The organism is Methylobacterium mesophilicum (genome assembly GCF_036441335.1).
Lineage (GTDB): Bacteria > Pseudomonadota > Alphaproteobacteria > Rhizobiales > Beijerinckiaceae > Methylobacterium > Methylobacterium mesophilicum_B.
Genome location: NZ_MLBW01000003.1, coordinates 1 through 14,559, shown reverse-complemented (window position 1 = coordinate 14,559; position 14,559 = coordinate 1). Strand labels below are relative to the sequence as shown.

Sequence of the window (14,559 nt, the reverse complement as noted above, 5' to 3'; positions counted from 1 at the left end):
ATGCCGGCCGCGCCCGGGCCGGATCTCGTCGTCCTCGACTTCGACGGCACGCTGGCCGACAGCTTCGCGTGGTTCTGCTCGGTCCTGAACGGCGTCGCCGACCGCTACCGGTTCCGCCGGGTCGAGGCCCACGAGGTCGAGGAGCTGCGGCTGCAGGGCGCCCGGGCGATCGTCGCCCATCTCGGCATCCCGCGCTGGAAGCTGCCGCTCATCGCCCGCCACATGCACGCGCTGGCCGCCCGCGACGCCGCGCAGATCGCGCTGTTTCCCGGCGTCCCGGCGATGCTGGCCGCGATCGCGGAGGCGGGCGTGCCGCTGGCGATCCTGTCGTCGAATCGCGCCGACACGGTGCGGCGGGTGTTCGGGCCGGACAATGCCGCCCGCATCGGCGCCTACGCCTGCGGGGCGTCGATCTTCGGGAAGGCGCGCCGGCTGCGGGCGCTGCTCGCGCGGACCGGGGTGCCGCCGCACCGGGCCCTCTGCGTCGGCGACGAGATCCGCGACCTCGAGGCGGCGCGGGTGCTGGGCTGCCCGTTCGGGGCCGTGGCCTGGGGCTACACCGACCCGCGGGCCCTGGCGTCCCGCGGCCCCGAGCACCTGTTCCCGGAGCCCGGGGCGATCGCCCGCCTGGTGGCGGGCGCGGCCGGTCACATGCCGCGGTTGGCGCCCGGCACGACGCTGGTGCCGCTGCCGCTGCCGAACGGCTCGTAGCGGGTCAGGCCGCGGAACAGCTGGCTGAGGAAGGCGCGGTCGGCGCCGCTCGTCGGCGTCGTGCGCTCGATGAAGTCGAAGATCCGCCCGTCCTGCAGGCCGTAGAGGGCCACGCGCTCGACCTTGAAGGCGGGGGTGAAGTACACGGCCGTGACCTTCTGGTCCTCGACCTGCTCGCCCAGGAACATGATCGTCCGGCGGGTGTTCTGCGAGATGTAGTACCAGGACTTGTTGCCCACCGTGGACACGGTCGAGGGCGTGCCCAGGATCTGCAGCACCTGCTCGGGGCCCATGCCGGGCTTGATCGTGGCGAGCGCCGCCTGATCGACCTGGTAGCCGTGGCGCAGCTCCTCGCCGATGCAGCCCGACAGACCGGTTGCCGCGAGGCCGAGCAGGGCGAGGCGCGCGAAGGACTGGACGAAACGGCGCCGCATCGGGCCCCCAGAGAGCGTGTTGACGGACGGGGCGCGACCGTCGCCGCCGGCACGGGGCTCCGACGGCGCTTGCGCCCTGGGCGTGGGTTGCCGTACCGCGGGGTTATGGCTTTGACAAGGCAAGCTTGGCCACAGTGGGCCGGGGTTCCGCATCGATGATCGCCGGGTTGTTCCGCCGCGCCGGCGCGCGCCGCCGCGCCGTCGAGGGGCTGCACGTCGCCCTGAGCGAGGCCGCGCGCCGGCCGGGCCTCTACACGGATCTCGGCGTGCCCGACACCGTGGAGGGCCGGTTCGAATCCCTGTGCCTGCACGCGATCCTGGTCCTGCGCCGGCTGAACCGGCTGCCGCCGCCGGCCGCCGAGGTGGCGCAGGATCTGGTGAATTCCGTCTTCACCCAGCTCGACGCCTCCCTGCGCGAGCTGGGTGTCGGCGACATGGGCGTGTCCAAGCGGATGAAGAAGCTCGGCGCCGCCTTCTACGGCCGCGCCGAGGGCTACGACGCGGCCCTGGAGGCCGGCGACGCCGCCGCCCTGGCGGCCGCCCTCGTCCGCAACGTGCTCGGCGGCGAGGGGGACGGGCGCGGTCTCGCCGCCTACGTGCGGGCGGCCGACGCCGCCCTCGCCGGGGCCGATCTCGACGGGCTGCTCGGGGCCGGGCCGCCCTTCCCGGAGCCCGACGGCTTCGCGCCGGCACCGGCCGGCCCTGACCACGGAGGACGCCCATGAGCCGCGATGCCAGCAGCCGCGATGCCGGACAGGACGCTTTCCCGCTCGCGCGCTGGGTCAATGTCGAGCGCCTGCCCCAGGGGCGCGGCGCCGTCACCGTGGAGGCGACCCCGGCCGAGTGCGCGGCGCTGGCCGCCGATTTCGGCATCCCGGGGATCCGCGACCTCGTCGGGCGCTTCGCCATCGCGGGGGCGACCAGCCGCCTCACCGTGACCGGCACCGTGGAGGCCCTGGTGACCCAGGTCTGCACCGTCAGCCTCGAGCCCTTCGAGGCGCCGGTCCGGGAGCCGGTCGAGGTGGTGTTCACCGACACCGACCGGCTCGCCGGCACCGATGCCGAGGACGCCGACATCCCCGACCCCCTGGTCGGCGGCCGCATCGATTTCGGCGCGCTCACCGCCGAGTTCCTGGCGCTGGGCCTCGACCCGTACCCGCGCAAGCCCGGCATCGCCTTCGAGCCGGTCGTGGCGGGCGACGACGCGGGGCCCCTCGACGGCCTGCGCACGCTCCGCGACCGCGACGGCTGAGGCCGCCGCGTCCGGCCGGAACCGCCGGCCGTCCGATTTCATTTGCCCGCCGGGCCGGTATCGCTATGGTCCGCCGCGCCCGGCGGGCCCCGTCCCGCCGCCGTCCGACCCCTTTCCCGCCGAGACCCGCGACCCGCTACCGACATGTCCCAACGCGTGTGCATCTCGCTCGACGCCATGGGTGGCGACCACGGGCCCACCACGGTCGTGCCCGGCGCGGCGCTGGCCCGGGAGCGCCATCCCGGCACCACCTTCCTGATGTTCGGCGACGAGGCGGTGATCGCGCCCCTGGTCGCCAAGGAGCCCCGGCTCAAGGACTGCGTCGAGATCCGCCACACCAGCGTGGCCGTGGCCATGGACGACAAGCCGAGCCAGGCGGTGCGCCAGGGCCGGGGCAAGTCGTCGATGTGGCAGGCGATCCAGGCGGTCCGCGACGGGCAGGCCGATGCCTGCGTGTCGGCCGGCAACACCGGCGCGCTGATGGCGATGTCGAAGATCTGCCTGAAGACCATGTCGGGCATCGAGCGGCCGGCCATCGCCTGCCTGTGGCCGACCGTGCGCGGCGAGAGCGTCGTGCTCGACGTCGGCGCCACCATCGGCACGGATGCCGAGCACCTCGTCGAGATGGCCGTGATGGGCTCGGCCATGGCGCGCATCGTGTTCGACCTCGACCGCCCCACCGTCGGCCTGCTCAACGTCGGCACCGAGGAGATGAAGGGCAACGAGGCGGTCAAGGAGGCCGCCCGGATCCTGCGCGAGATGGAGAGCCCCGGCCTGACCTATCACGGCTTCGTCGAGGGCACCGATCTCGGGCGCGGCACGGTCGACGTGGTCGTGACCGAGGGGTTCACCGGCAACATCGCCCTCAAGACCGCCGAGGGCACCGCCAAGCAGATCGGCACCTATCTCCGCGCCGCCATGACCCGGACGCTGGCCGCCAAGATCGGCGCCCTGTTCGCCCGGCAGGCCTTCAAGGCCCTCAAGGACAAGATGAACCCGAGCCGGGCCAATGGCGGGGTGTTCCTCGGCCTCGAGGGCATCGTGATCAAGAGCCACGGCTCGGAGAACGCGCAGGGCTTCGCCGCGGCGATCGATCTGGCGCACGACATGGCGCGCCACGACATGATCCGCACGATCCGCGAGATGCTCGACCAGACGGCGGCGCTGGCGCCGGCCTGACGCCGGCCCCCGGCCTCCGTCGACGGACGGGATGGAAATCGGACGCCCGCGGCCTCACAACCGAAGATTGTGAATCCGGTGTCGTCCGGGAAGGACAATGATGGCAACCCTCCGCACTGACCCCGAGCAGCACCGGCGCGCGCCCCCCCTGCGCTCGGTGGTGGTCGGGACCGGATCGAGCCTGCCGGCGCGGGTGGTGACGAACGCCGATCTGGCCGAGCGGGTGGACACCTCCGACGCGTGGATCGTCCAGCGGACCGGGATCCGCCAGCGCCACCTCGCGGGCCCCGACGAGACCACCTCGGTCCTCGGCACGCGCGCCGCCAGGGCCGCCCTGGACGATGCCGGGCTGAGCGCGGACGACATCGACCTCGTGATCTGCGCCACCTCGACGCCGGACCACACCTTCCCGGCGACCGCGACCCAGATCCAGGCGGCCCTGGGCATCCATCAGGGCGCGGCCTTCGACCTGCAGGCGGTCTGCGCCGGCTTCGTCTTCGCGGTCTCGACCGCCGACAAGTTCCTGACCACGGGGGCCGCCCGCCGGGCCCTCGTGATCGGCGCCGAGACCTTCTCGCGGATCGTCGACTGGGAGGACCGCACCACCTGCGTGCTGTTCGGCGACGGCGCCGGTGCCATCGTGCTGGAAGCGCAGGAGGGGGCCGGGGACCGCGGCGTCCTCAGCGCGAGCCTGCGGTCGGACGGCCGCCACCGGGAGAAGCTCTACGTCGACGGCGGCCCCGGCTCCACCGGCACCACCGGCCACCTGCGCATGGAGGGCCGCGACGTGTTCCGGTTCGCCGTCGGGCAGGTCACCGACGTGATCGTCGAGGCCTTCGCGCAGGCGGGCATCACCGCGGAGGAGCTCGACTGGTTCGTGCCGCATCAGGCCAACCGCCGGATCATCGAGGCCTCGGCCGACAAGCTCGGGATCGCCCGGGACAAGATCGTCCTGACGGTGGACCGCCACGGCAACACCTCGGCGGCCTCGATTCCCCTGGCCCTCGACGTGGCGCGGCGGGACGGCCGCATCCGGGCGGGCGACCTCGTGATGATCGAGGCGATCGGCGGCGGGTTCAGCTGGGGCGCGGCGCTGATCCGCTGGTGAGGTTCGGGCGGCGCGCCCGAAACGATTCGCTGCCCCGGTGCGGTTGACCGGGGGCGGAGCGCCGATTAGCGTGCCGGATCATAGGGATACGCCTTCAGCGTTCGGCGCGGCCACGGGTGCCGCGCCGCGCGTCATGGGGCGAGCGATGCGGGCGAGGGGACACGGCATGGCAGGCAAGACGGTGACGCGCGCCGACTTGAGCGAGGCCGTCTACCACCAGGTGGGCCTGTCGCGGACCGAGTCGGCCGCCCTCGTCGAGACCGTGCTGTCCGAGATCTGCAGCTGCCTCGCGAGCGGCGAGACGGTGAAGCTGTCCTCGTTCGGCTCCTTCGTGGTGCGCAGCAAGGGCAAGCGCGTCGGCCGCAATCCCAAGACCGGGGTCGAGGTCGCGATCGAGCCGCGGCAGGTGATGGTGTTCAAGCCCTCCAACGTGCTCAAGGCCAAGATCAACGGCCTGAACGGCGCCGGCGATCACGACGACGAGTGAGCGCGCGTCGCTGTCCGGGCACAGTCCGGGCGCGGGCCTGAAACGCGGCCGCGTCGGCGGTCTCTTCAGGCTTGAGTGCGGCTTCGCGAGCCGGCAAGATCGGGCCGCTTCGCCCCGCTCCGTAAGACGCCCATGCCGCCAGCCCTCGCCGCCGCACCGACCGACGAACCGCCGACCGGAATCGGCGAGAAGAGCGCCCACGCGTTCCGGACGATCAGCGAGGTGGCCGAGGAACTCGACGTGCCCCAGCACGTGCTGCGGTTCTGGGAGACCCGCTTCGGGCAGATCCGCCCCGTGAAGCGGGCGGGCGGGCGGCGCTATTACCGGCCCCAGGACATCGAACTCGTCGCCGGCATCCGCCACCTCCTGCACGTGCAGCGCTACACCATCGCGGGGGCGCAGCGGGTCCTCAAGGAGAACGGCGTCCGCTTCGTCCAGGCGGTCGGCCGCGGCGAGGCCGTGGCGGCCGAGCCCCTGCTTCAGGAGGTCGAGACGGAGGCCGGAAGCCGGGCCGGGAGCCGGGGCGACGCGCTCGACGGCCCGGACCGGGCGGCCCTGGCCGCGGCCCTGGACGAGCTGCGGNGGCCGGAAGCCGTGCCGGGGGCCGCGGCGACGCGCTCGACGGCCCGGACCTGGCGGCCCTGGCCGCGGCCCTGGACGAGCTGCGGGCCTGCCGCGCCCTGCTCGACGGGCTGCGCGACCTGCCCGACGCGGAGGCCTGAGCGGCCTCGCGGGACGCGACCGCCCCGGCATCGCGCCCTGCGGGCGAACTTTCCGGCGACAACTCGCGTTGTCGCCCGCATGGCCGCGCCCAAACCCAAGTTGACGCCCAGCCAGGAACTGATGGCCCGCATCATGCGGATCGTCCGCTCCTGCCCGGAGGCGGCCTCCGAAGTCCTCGAACTGATGTTCCTCGTCAGCCAGATCGAGGCGGCCACCGGCGTCGACCGGGAGTACCGCGACGCCAAGCGGGTGATCAGCCGCCTGCGCAATCCGCTCTGGGAGATGGGTCCCACCGACCGGGAGAAACTCCTGGCCGCGGCCGAGACGATCCGCCGGGTCTGCCGGCTGGCCGAGGACGAGATTCCCCCCGTGCCGGTGGCCGATGCCGGGGAGCGGGCGCGGGTCGAGGGGCGGCTCGCCGCCGCGCTGGCCGGCGAGTTCGACGCCGCGCAGATCGCCCGCATCACCGGGATCGTCGCGGCGGCCCTCCAGAATTAAGCCGTCGCCCGGGCCCTCGACGCCCGTGCAGGGCGTCCCCACATGGTCTGGACCGATGAACGGGGCATCCGGACGCGTGTCCGGGGAGAGGTCCCGGGTCGGCTTTGGAGAGACGCTGCCATGATCGCCCTACGTCCGCTCGCCGCGCTGCTCGCAGGGAGCATGGCACTGGCCGGGCCCGCCCTGGCCCAGGCGCCGTCCAGTCGAACCAAGACGGTGGCGCCCGGCAAGACGGTCCGCATCGAGATCGCGCCGAACCTCAAGAAGGATTGTTCTCCTGGGCCGATGCCCGAGTTCAAGGTCTCGGGCCCGCCGAAGAACGGGTCGGTGATCACCAAGGTCGGCAAGCTGAAGACGCCGGCGAGCTACCGCTGCCCCAACAAGGAGGCGGCCGTCCAGGCGCTGTTCTACCAGCCCAACAACGGATTCACCGGCACCGACGAGGTGACGTTCGAGGTCAAGAGCTCCGACGGCCAAGTCCAGACGCAGACCGTGAAGATCACGGTCGGGGGCGCGGGTACCAAATCGGGAGACGACGGCAAGAAAGAGGGCACGGATTTGTGAGCAGGCTCTGGCCGACCCGGTCTCTGAGCAGTTCTGCCGCCGGGGCAGCCGTCCGGGGGCGGCACGGAGTCTCGTCTGTGCCGCCTTCAGCGCTCCGGAGTGTTGCATGCAATCGACATGCCGGGCGCCATGCTCGCCGCACTGCGACAAAAGCGGGCCTGTCGGTTGCATCCGAGCCGAGACAGGATGAAGCTGTCACGGTCTGAGAGGGTTATCGAATGCCGATGCATGCGACGAACGACCTTTTCCAGAGCTTCGCCCGAGGGTACGAGGCCCGCCGCGACACGGAGATGACGCTCTCCGAGTACCTGGAGGCCTGTCGCGACGAGCCCCTGATGTACGCCTCGGCCGCCGAGCGCATCCTCGCGGCGATCGGCGAGCCGGAATTCGTGGACACCGCCAGGGATTCGCGCCTCGGCCGGATCTTCATGAACCGGACGATCCGGACCTACCCGGCCTTCCGCGAATTCTACGGCATGGAGGAGACGATCGAGCGGATCGTCTCGTTCTTCCGCCACGCCGCGCAGGGGCTGGAGGAACGCAAGCAGATCCTCTACCTGCTCGGGCCGGTGGGCGGCGGTAAGTCGTCGCTGGCCGAGCGGCTGAAGCTCCTGATGGAGGTTCACCCCGTCTACGTACTCAAGGCTGGGGACGAGGTGTCGCCGGTCTTCGAGAGCCCGCTGGGCCTGTTCGACCCTGAGACGATGGGCGAGGAGATCCAGCGCCGCTACGGCATCCCGCGCCGGCGGCTGACCGGCCTGATGAGCCCCTGGGCGCTGAAGCGCCTCGACGAGTTCAACGGCGACATCTCGCGCTTCAAGGTGATCAAGGTCCGGCCCTCGCGCCTGCGCCAGATCGCCATCGCCAAGACCGAGCCGGGCGACGAGAACAACCAGGACATCTCCTCGCTCGTCGGCAAGGTCGACATCCGCCGCCTGGAGACCCTGTCCCAGGCCGATCCCGACGCCTACTCGTACTCGGGCGGCCTGAACCGGGCGAACCAGGGCATCCTCGAGTTCGTCGAGATGTTCAAGGCGCCGATCAAGATGCTGCACCCGCTGCTCACGGCGACGCAGGAGGGCAACTACGTCGGCACCGAGAATATCGGCGCTATCCCGTTCACCGGCGTGATCCTGGCCCACTCGAACGAGGCCGAGTGGCAGTCCTTCAAGACCAACAAGAACAACGAGGCCTTCATCGACCGGATCTACGTGATCAAGGTCCCGTACTGCCTGCGCGTCACCGAGGAGCAGCGGATCTACGAGAAGCTGATCTCCGGCTCGGAACTGTCGGACGCGGCCTGCGCGCCCGGCACGCTGGAGATGCTGGCGCGGTTCTCGGTGCTGTCGCGGCTGCGCGAGCACGCCAATTCCAACGTCTTCTCGAAGATGCGGGTCTACGACGGCGAGTCGCTCCGCGAGGTCGATCCCCGCGCCCGCTCGATGCAGGAGTACAAGGATACGGCCGGTGTCGACGAGGGCATGGACGGGATCTCGACCCGCTTCGCCTTCAAGGTGCTGGCCGCGACCTTCAACCACGACACCACCGAGGTCTCGGCCGACCCGGTGCACCTGATGTACGTGCTGGAGCAGTCGCTGCGCCGCGAGCAACTGCCGCCCGAGACCGAGAAGAAGTACCTGGAATTCATCAAGACCGAGCTGGCCCCGCGCTACGCGGAGTTCATCGGCCACGAGATCCAGAAGGCCTACCTCGAATCGTACCACGATTACGGGCAGAACCTGTTCGATCGGTACATCGACTACGCCGACGCCTGGATCGAGGACCAGGACTTCAAGGACGCCGAGACCGGCCAGCTCATGAACCGGGAACTCCTGAATCAGGAGCTGACCAAGATCGAGAAGCCCGCCGGCATCGCGAACCCGAAGGACTTCCGCAACGAGGTGGTGAAGTTCGCCCTGCGCTCCCGGGCGCAGCACGGCGGCCGCAACCCGAGCTGGACCAGCTACGAGAAGCTGCGCGAGGTGATCGAGCGGCGGATGTTCTCCCAGGTGGAGGAGCTGCTGCCGGTGATCTCCTTCGGCTCGAAGAAGGACGGCGAGACCGAGAAGAAGCACGGCGAGTTCGTCGAGCGCATGGTCGCGCGCGGCTACACCGAGCGGCAGGTCCGCCGCCTGGTGGAATGGTACATGCGGGTGAAGCAGGCCGGCTGAGGGGCGACGGGGCCCGGCCGGTCCGATCGATCGGCCGGGCCCCGTTCCGACCCTCCGCCGCCACAGTTTCGGACGACCGGCCGGCGAAGATCGCGGCCCTGCTGCCGAAGAGGGATCCTTCCCTCCGGTGACAGCATGGTACGACAGGGGTCCGGACCCGGCCGGAGCACGCGGACGAGGGTTTTCGCAGCGGATGCACATCGTCGACCGACGTTTGAACCCGGGCGGCAAGAGCCTCCCGAACCGCCAGCGCTTCCTGAGGCGCGTGAAGGACGTGGCCCAGCGCGCGGTGCGCGAATCCGCCCGCGAGAAGGACATCAAGGATCTCGGCAAGGACGGCCGCGTCACCGTGCCGGCGGACGGCGTCCGGGAGCCGCGCTTCTCGCGCCAGCCCGGCACGGGCCTGCAGGACCACATCCTGCCCGGCAACAAGACCTACGTGGAGGGCGACACGATCGAGCGCCCCCCGGGCAGCGGCGGCGGTCGCGGGGCCGGCGAGGGTGGGGAGGGCGGCGAGAACAGCGAGGACGCGTTCCGCTTCGTCCTGACCCGAGAGGAGTTCCTGGAGCTGTTCCTCGAGGATCTCGAACTGCCGGATCTCGCCAAGCGGCGGCTGGCCGTGGTCGAGACCGAGGGCCTGCGCCGGGCCGGCTACACGGTCACCGGCTCGCCGGCGAATCTCGCGCTGACCCGCACCCTGCGCAACTCGATGTCGCGGCGGATCGCCCTCAAGCGCCCGAAGCCCGACGAGGTCGCGGCCCTGGAGGCCCGGCTCGCCGCCCTCGCCGAGGGACACCCGGAGCGGCCGGACCTGGAGCAGGCGCTGTTCCGGCTGCGCGAGCGCTCGAAGCGCATCCCCTACGTCGACCCGATCGACCTGCGCTTCCGCCGGTTCGAGCCCTATCCGCGGCCGATCGCGCAAGCCGTGATGTTCTGCCTGATGGATGTGTCCGGCTCGATGACCGAGCACATGAAGGACCTCGCCAAACGGTTCTACATCCTGCTGCACATCTTCCTGACGCGCCGCTACCGGCACGTCGAGATCGTGTTCATCCGCCACACCGACCGGGCCACCGAGGTGGACGAGGAGACGTTCTTCGGCTCCCGCGAGACCGGCGGCACCCTGGTCTCGTCGGCGCTCGTGGAGATGAAGCGCGTCATCGCCGAGCGCTACGACCCGAACGACTGGAACATCTACGCCGCCCAGGCCTCGGACGGCGACAACGTCTCCTCCGACGGGCCGACCTCCACGGAGCTGCTGCGGTCGCACATCCTGCCGGCCTGCCAGCACTTCGCCTATCTGGAGGTCGGGGACGAGAACGGCCCCCGCGCCGGCTTCGTCGAGCACCGCACCACCCTGTGGCGGACCTACGAGGCCATCGCCAAGGCCGGCGGCCCGATCGCCATGCGCAAGGTCAACCACCGCCGGGAGATCTACCCGGTCTTCCGCGAGCTGTTCGGGCGCAAGGAAGGCCGCGCCGAGGCGGAGGCGTAGGTTTGTCCCCTCCCCCCTGTGGGGAGGGGTAGGGGTGGGGGTGGTTCAGAAAGGATCGCCGCGGTGCCTCCTGCACCACCCCCACCCCCGGCCCCTCCCCACCAGGGGGAGGGGAGAATGCGATGAGGGTTTCATGGTGACCAGCCTGAGCCGATCCAAGGTGAGTGCGCCGGCCGTGAAGGTCGATAAGCCGCTGTTCACCGGCAACGACTGGGATTTCGACACGATCCGGCGGATCCACGACGCCTGCGAGGCCGTGGCGGGGCCACAGCTCGGCCTGTCGTGGTACCCGAACCAGATCGAGATCATCACGGCCGAGCAGATGCTCGACGCCTACGCGTCGATCGGCATGCCGCTGTTCTACAAGCACTGGTCGTTCGGCAAGCACTTCGCCCAGCACGAGGCCGGCTACCGCCGTGGGCTGATGGGTCTCGCCTACGAGATCGTCATCAACTCCGACCCGTGCATCTCCTACGTGATGGAGGAGAACACGGCGACCATGCAGACGCTGGTCATCGCGCACGCCGCCTTCGGCCACAACCACTTCTTCAAGAACAACTACCTGTTCCGGCAGTGGACCGACGCCGAGGGCATCCTCGACTACCTGGACTTCGCCAAGGGTTTCATCGCCCGCTGCGAGGAGCGCTACGGCCATCAGGCGGTGGAGCAGGTGCTCGACGCCGCCCACGCGCTGATGAGCCAGGGCGTCCACCGCTACCCGCGCAAGAAGCGGCCCGACCTCGCCTCCGAGCAGCGGCGCGAACGCGAGCGGATCGAGCACGGCGAGCAGATCTACAACGACCTCTGGCGCACCCTGCCGCAGAAGATCGGCACGGCGCGTCCGGACGTGGCGGCGGAGCGGCGCAAGGCGCTGCTGGAGCTGCCCCAGGAGAATATCCTTTATTTCCTGGAGAAGGTCGCGCCGCGGCTGCGCCCCTGGCAGCGCGAGATCCTGCGGATCGTGCGCCTCGTGGCGCAGTATTTCTACCCGCAGCGCCAGACCAAGGTGATGAACGAGGGCTGCGCCACCTACTGCCACTACCGGATCATGAACGCCCTGTCGGAATCCGGGCAGATCACCGAGGCGGCCTATCTCGAGTTCCTGCAGTCCCACACCAACGTCATCCGACAGCCGAACTACGACGACCGCTCCTACGGCGGCCACAATCCCTACGCGATCGGCTTCGCCATGATGCAGGACATCGCCCGCATCGCCGAGCAGCCGACCGAGGAGGACCGGGTATGGTTCCCCGACATCGCCGGGGTCGGCGACGCCATGGCGGTCCTGCGCGACTGCTGGGAGAATTACCGGGACGAGAGCTTCATCCAGCAGTTCCTGTCGCCCAAGCTGATGCGCGACCTGCGCCTGTTCCACGTGGTCGACGATCCGGAGGAGCCGGAACTGCGGGTGGAGGCGATCCACGACGAGCGCGGCTACCGCAAGCTGCGCCGCTCCTTCGCGCGTCAGTACGACGTGGCGTGGCTCGATCCCGACATCGAGGTGGTGGACGTGGACCTGGAGGGCGACCGGCGCCTGATCCTGCACCACAAGGCGATCAACAAGATCACCCTGCAGAAGGACGACGCCAAGCGCGTGCTGCAGCACCTCGCCGACCTCTGGGGCTACGACGTGGTGCTCAAGGAGATCGAGCCCGCCACCGGCACGGTGCTGGGCGAGATCACCGCCAGCGCGCGGCCGATCTTCTTCTGACGGGGCGTCCGGTCGAGCATTCCGATGGAGGCAGCCCTCCCTCGTCACGAGCGCAGCGATGTGACCCAGGGTTGCGCGACATCCGTGTGTGTAGCGCCGACTGGATGGCGTCGCTCCGCTCGCGAAGACGACACCGGCGGCTCGAGCGGTCTCTCTCGATGAGGGCGGCGCTTCGGAGAGCCTCGTGATTGCCTCGGCGGTACTCCCGTGCTGCATGGGGCGATGACCGCCACGATCCTCACCCTCGCCGAGACCAGCGACTTCCTCGACCGCGAGTTCCCGCAGATGCAGGCGGGCGGGCGGGCCTACCACCTCGAGGCCGTGGGACCGCTCGCGGCGCGGATGCGGCTGGAGGCCCACGAGCGCTTCCTCCGGCCCGGCGCCACCGTCTCGGGGCCGGCCATGATGGCGCTCGCCGACTACGCCCTCTACGCGGCGATCCTGGCCAATATCGGTCCGGTGGCGCTCGCGGTGACGACGAGCCTCACCTTCAACTTCCTGCGGAGGCCCGCCACCGGGGATCTCGTGGCCGAATGCCGGCTGCTCAAGCTCGGCCGGCGCCTCGCTGTCGGCGAGGTGTCGATCACCGCCGCGGGCAACCCCGACCTCGTCTGCCACGCCACCGGCACCTACTCGATCCCGCCGCGCTGACGCGCCGCAGCAAGGACGGGGGCCGGCCTCAGCCGGCCCGCGCCTCGGCGAGCCGTGCGGCGTAGCGGGCGATCAGGTCGACCTCCAGGTTGAGCCGGTCCCCCTGCCGCCGCTCCCCCCAGGTGGTGACCTGGAGCGTGTGCGGGATCAGCAGCACCGAGAACAGGTCGTCCTCGACCGCATTCACGGTGAGCGAGGTGCCGTCGAGGCAGACCGAGCCCTTCTCGGCGATGAACTTGGCCAAGTTCGACGGCGCCCGGAGGGTGAAGCGCTCGCTGGCGCCCCAGGCATCGGCCGTGACACGCGCGCGCTCCACGATCTCGGCGAGGCCGTCGACGTGGCCGGTGACCAGGTGGCCGCCCAGCTCGTCGCCGATCTTCAGGGAGCGCTCGAGGTTGATCCGCGTGCCCGCGACCCAGGCGCCCACCGTGGTGCGCGCCAGCGTCTCGGCGGCGGCGTCCACCGCGAAGACGCAGCCGTTCTCCGCCGGCTCCACCGACACGGCCGTGAGGCACGGGCCCGCGCAGGCGATCGAGGCGCCGATCGCGATCGTGGCCGGGTCGTAGGCGGCGCGGATCGCGATCCGGCGCAGGTCGCCCGCGCCCGAGACCGAGACGACCGTGCCGATGGCGCTGACCAAGCCCGTGAACATCGCTTACGTCCTGTTGCGTTCGTAGGTCACGGCCGCGTCCGGCCCGAGCCGCAGCCGCTCGGCCTCCCGGAACCGATCGCCCGCCAGGGCCTCCGCCAGGGCCGGCCCCACGGCCGGCAGGCCGCCCGCCGGCCCCAGCTCCGCCGGTCCGGTGACCAGCGTGCAGGCATCGATCAGATCGGCCCGGGCGAGCGCCTCCGCAAGGCGGGGGCCGCCCTCGCTGCACAGGCGCGTCAGGCCGCGCTCGCCGAGATGCGCCAGGGCCGCCGGGAGATCGATCCCGCCGGCCGCGTCCGCCGGCACGGTCGCGACCTCGACGCCGAGGGCCTCCAGGGCCCGCCGCGCGTGAGCCGGGGCCGAGCGGGACGTGAGCACCAGGGTCGGCGTGTCGCGGGCGGTCCGGGCGAGCACGCTCGCCGGGGAGAGCCGCAGATGCGTGTCGAGCACGACCCGCAGGGGCGAGCGCGCGCCCAGGCCCGGCAGCCGCACGGTCAGCGACGGGTCGTCGGCCCGGGCGGTGCCGATGCCGATCAGGATCGCGTCGGCGTGCGCCCGCCAGAGGTGGACCGCCCCGTCCGCCACCGGCCCGGTGATCCGCAGGCGCTCCGGCCCGGCGGCGGCGCAGAAGCCGTCGCGGGTGCGGGCGAGCTTGAGGTGCAGGGCCGGGCGTCCGCGCGTCACCCGGGTGACGTGGCCGACATGGTCGCGCGCCGCCTCGTCCCGCATCAGGCCGGTCTCGACCGCGACGCCGCCCCGCCGCAGGAGGTCGTGGCCGCGCCCCGCCACACGCGGGTCGGGATCCTCCAGGGCGCTGACCACCCGGGCGATCCCGGCGGCCAGGATCGCGTCGGTGCAGGGCGGCGTGCGGCCGTGATGGGAGCAGGGCTCCAGAGTGACGTAGAGGGTCGCGCCGCGGGCGGCCT

The 14,559-nt window shown here is 71.2% G+C and carries 15 protein-coding genes and 1 pseudogene; 13 read left to right on the top strand and 3 right to left on the bottom strand.

The features are described 5' to 3' along the window. Nucleotides 1–711 (top strand): HAD hydrolase-like protein, encoded by a 711-nt coding sequence (locus MMR14E_RS01945; protein WP_331312583.1) that lies wholly within the window; start codon nt 1–3, stop codon nt 709–711. Here MMR14E_RS01945 and MMR14E_RS01940 read toward each other — a convergent pair. Continuing rightward, the gene (locus MMR14E_RS01940) at nt 648–1,145 is read right to left on the bottom strand and encodes an outer membrane protein assembly factor BamE (protein ID WP_020093881.1); all 498 of its coding nucleotides are present in this window, start codon (nt 1,143–1,145) and stop codon (nt 648–650) included. The genes MMR14E_RS01945 and MMR14E_RS01940 overlap by 64 nt on opposite strands. 155 nt (nt 1,146–1,300) lie before the next feature. Between MMR14E_RS01940 and MMR14E_RS01935 the strand changes: the two genes are divergently transcribed. The 12 genes and pseudogenes from MMR14E_RS01935 (at nt 1,301) to MMR14E_RS01880 (ending at nt 12,984) form a co-directional block, all read left to right on the top strand. Continuing rightward, nucleotides 1,301–1,870: a ubiquinol-cytochrome C chaperone family protein gene (locus tag MMR14E_RS01935; protein ID WP_331312582.1), complete on the top strand. Its 570-nt coding sequence runs from the start codon at nt 1,301–1,303 to the stop codon at nt 1,868–1,870. Continuing rightward, a complete protein-coding gene (locus MMR14E_RS01930) occupies nt 1,867–2,397 on the top strand; it encodes a DUF177 domain-containing protein (protein WP_331312581.1) in 531 nt (176 codons plus the stop codon). The genes MMR14E_RS01935 and MMR14E_RS01930 overlap by 4 nt, the downstream gene beginning before the upstream one ends. A gap of 144 nt (nt 2,398–2,541) precedes the next feature. Beyond that, nucleotides 2,542–3,576, top strand: coding sequence for a phosphate acyltransferase PlsX (plsX, locus tag MMR14E_RS01925; RefSeq protein WP_043348438.1), 1,035 nt, complete (start codon nt 2,542–2,544; stop codon nt 3,574–3,576). A 100-nt stretch (nt 3,577–3,676) separates the two neighbouring features. After that, entirely contained in the window at nt 3,677–4,684 is a 1,008-nt protein-coding gene (locus MMR14E_RS01920; protein ID WP_331312580.1) for a beta-ketoacyl-ACP synthase III, read from the top strand. Nucleotides 4,685–4,850: 166 nt separating this feature from the next. Then, nucleotides 4,851–5,171 (top strand): integration host factor subunit alpha, encoded by a 321-nt coding sequence (locus MMR14E_RS01915; protein ID WP_020093876.1) that lies wholly within the window; start codon nt 4,851–4,853, stop codon nt 5,169–5,171. Nucleotides 5,172–5,303: 132 nt separating this feature from the next. Further along, a pseudogene (locus MMR14E_RS01910) lies at nt 5,304–5,640 on the top strand (MerR family transcriptional regulator); the annotation flags it as partial. 332 nt (nt 5,641–5,972) lie between these two features. Next, nucleotides 5,973–6,392 carry a hypothetical protein gene (locus MMR14E_RS01905; protein ID WP_273560351.1) on the top strand — a complete coding sequence of 140 codons (420 nt, stop codon included), beginning with the start codon at nt 5,973–5,975 and terminating at the stop codon, nt 6,390–6,392. 120 nt (nt 6,393–6,512) lie between these two features. Next, nucleotides 6,513–6,956, top strand: a complete 444-nt coding sequence (locus MMR14E_RS01900; protein ID WP_331312579.1) for an Ig-like domain-containing protein — start codon at nt 6,513–6,515, stop codon at nt 6,954–6,956. 218 nt (nt 6,957–7,174) lie between these two features. Continuing rightward, a complete protein-coding gene (locus MMR14E_RS01895; RefSeq protein WP_010681919.1) occupies nt 7,175–9,127 on the top strand; it encodes a PrkA family serine protein kinase in 1,953 nt (650 codons plus the stop codon). Nucleotides 9,128–9,320: 193 nt separating this feature from the next. Further along, entirely contained in the window at nt 9,321–10,622 is a 1,302-nt protein-coding gene (locus tag MMR14E_RS01890) for a YeaH/YhbH family protein (protein ID WP_331312578.1), read from the top strand. 133 nt (nt 10,623–10,755) lie between these two features. Then, nucleotides 10,756–12,333, top strand: a complete 1,578-nt coding sequence (locus MMR14E_RS01885) for a SpoVR family protein (protein ID WP_331312577.1) — start codon at nt 10,756–10,758, stop codon at nt 12,331–12,333. A 222-nt stretch (nt 12,334–12,555) separates the two neighbouring features. Beyond that, nucleotides 12,556–12,984 carry a PaaI family thioesterase gene (locus MMR14E_RS01880; RefSeq protein ID WP_331312576.1) on the top strand — a complete coding sequence of 143 codons (429 nt, stop codon included), beginning with the start codon at nt 12,556–12,558 and terminating at the stop codon, nt 12,982–12,984. 28 nt (nt 12,985–13,012) lie between these two features. Here MMR14E_RS01880 and MMR14E_RS01875 read toward each other — a convergent pair whose 3' ends face one another. Continuing rightward, complete coding sequence (locus tag MMR14E_RS01875) at nt 13,013–13,636, bottom strand: riboflavin synthase (protein WP_331312575.1); 624 nt, start codon at nt 13,634–13,636, stop codon at nt 13,013–13,015. 3 nt (nt 13,637–13,639) lie between these two features. Next, nucleotides 13,640–14,559 (bottom strand): bifunctional diaminohydroxyphosphoribosylaminopyrimidine deaminase/5-amino-6-(5-phosphoribosylamino)uracil reductase RibD (ribD, locus tag MMR14E_RS01870; protein WP_331312574.1); only part of this gene is annotated, 920 nt, incomplete at its 5' end.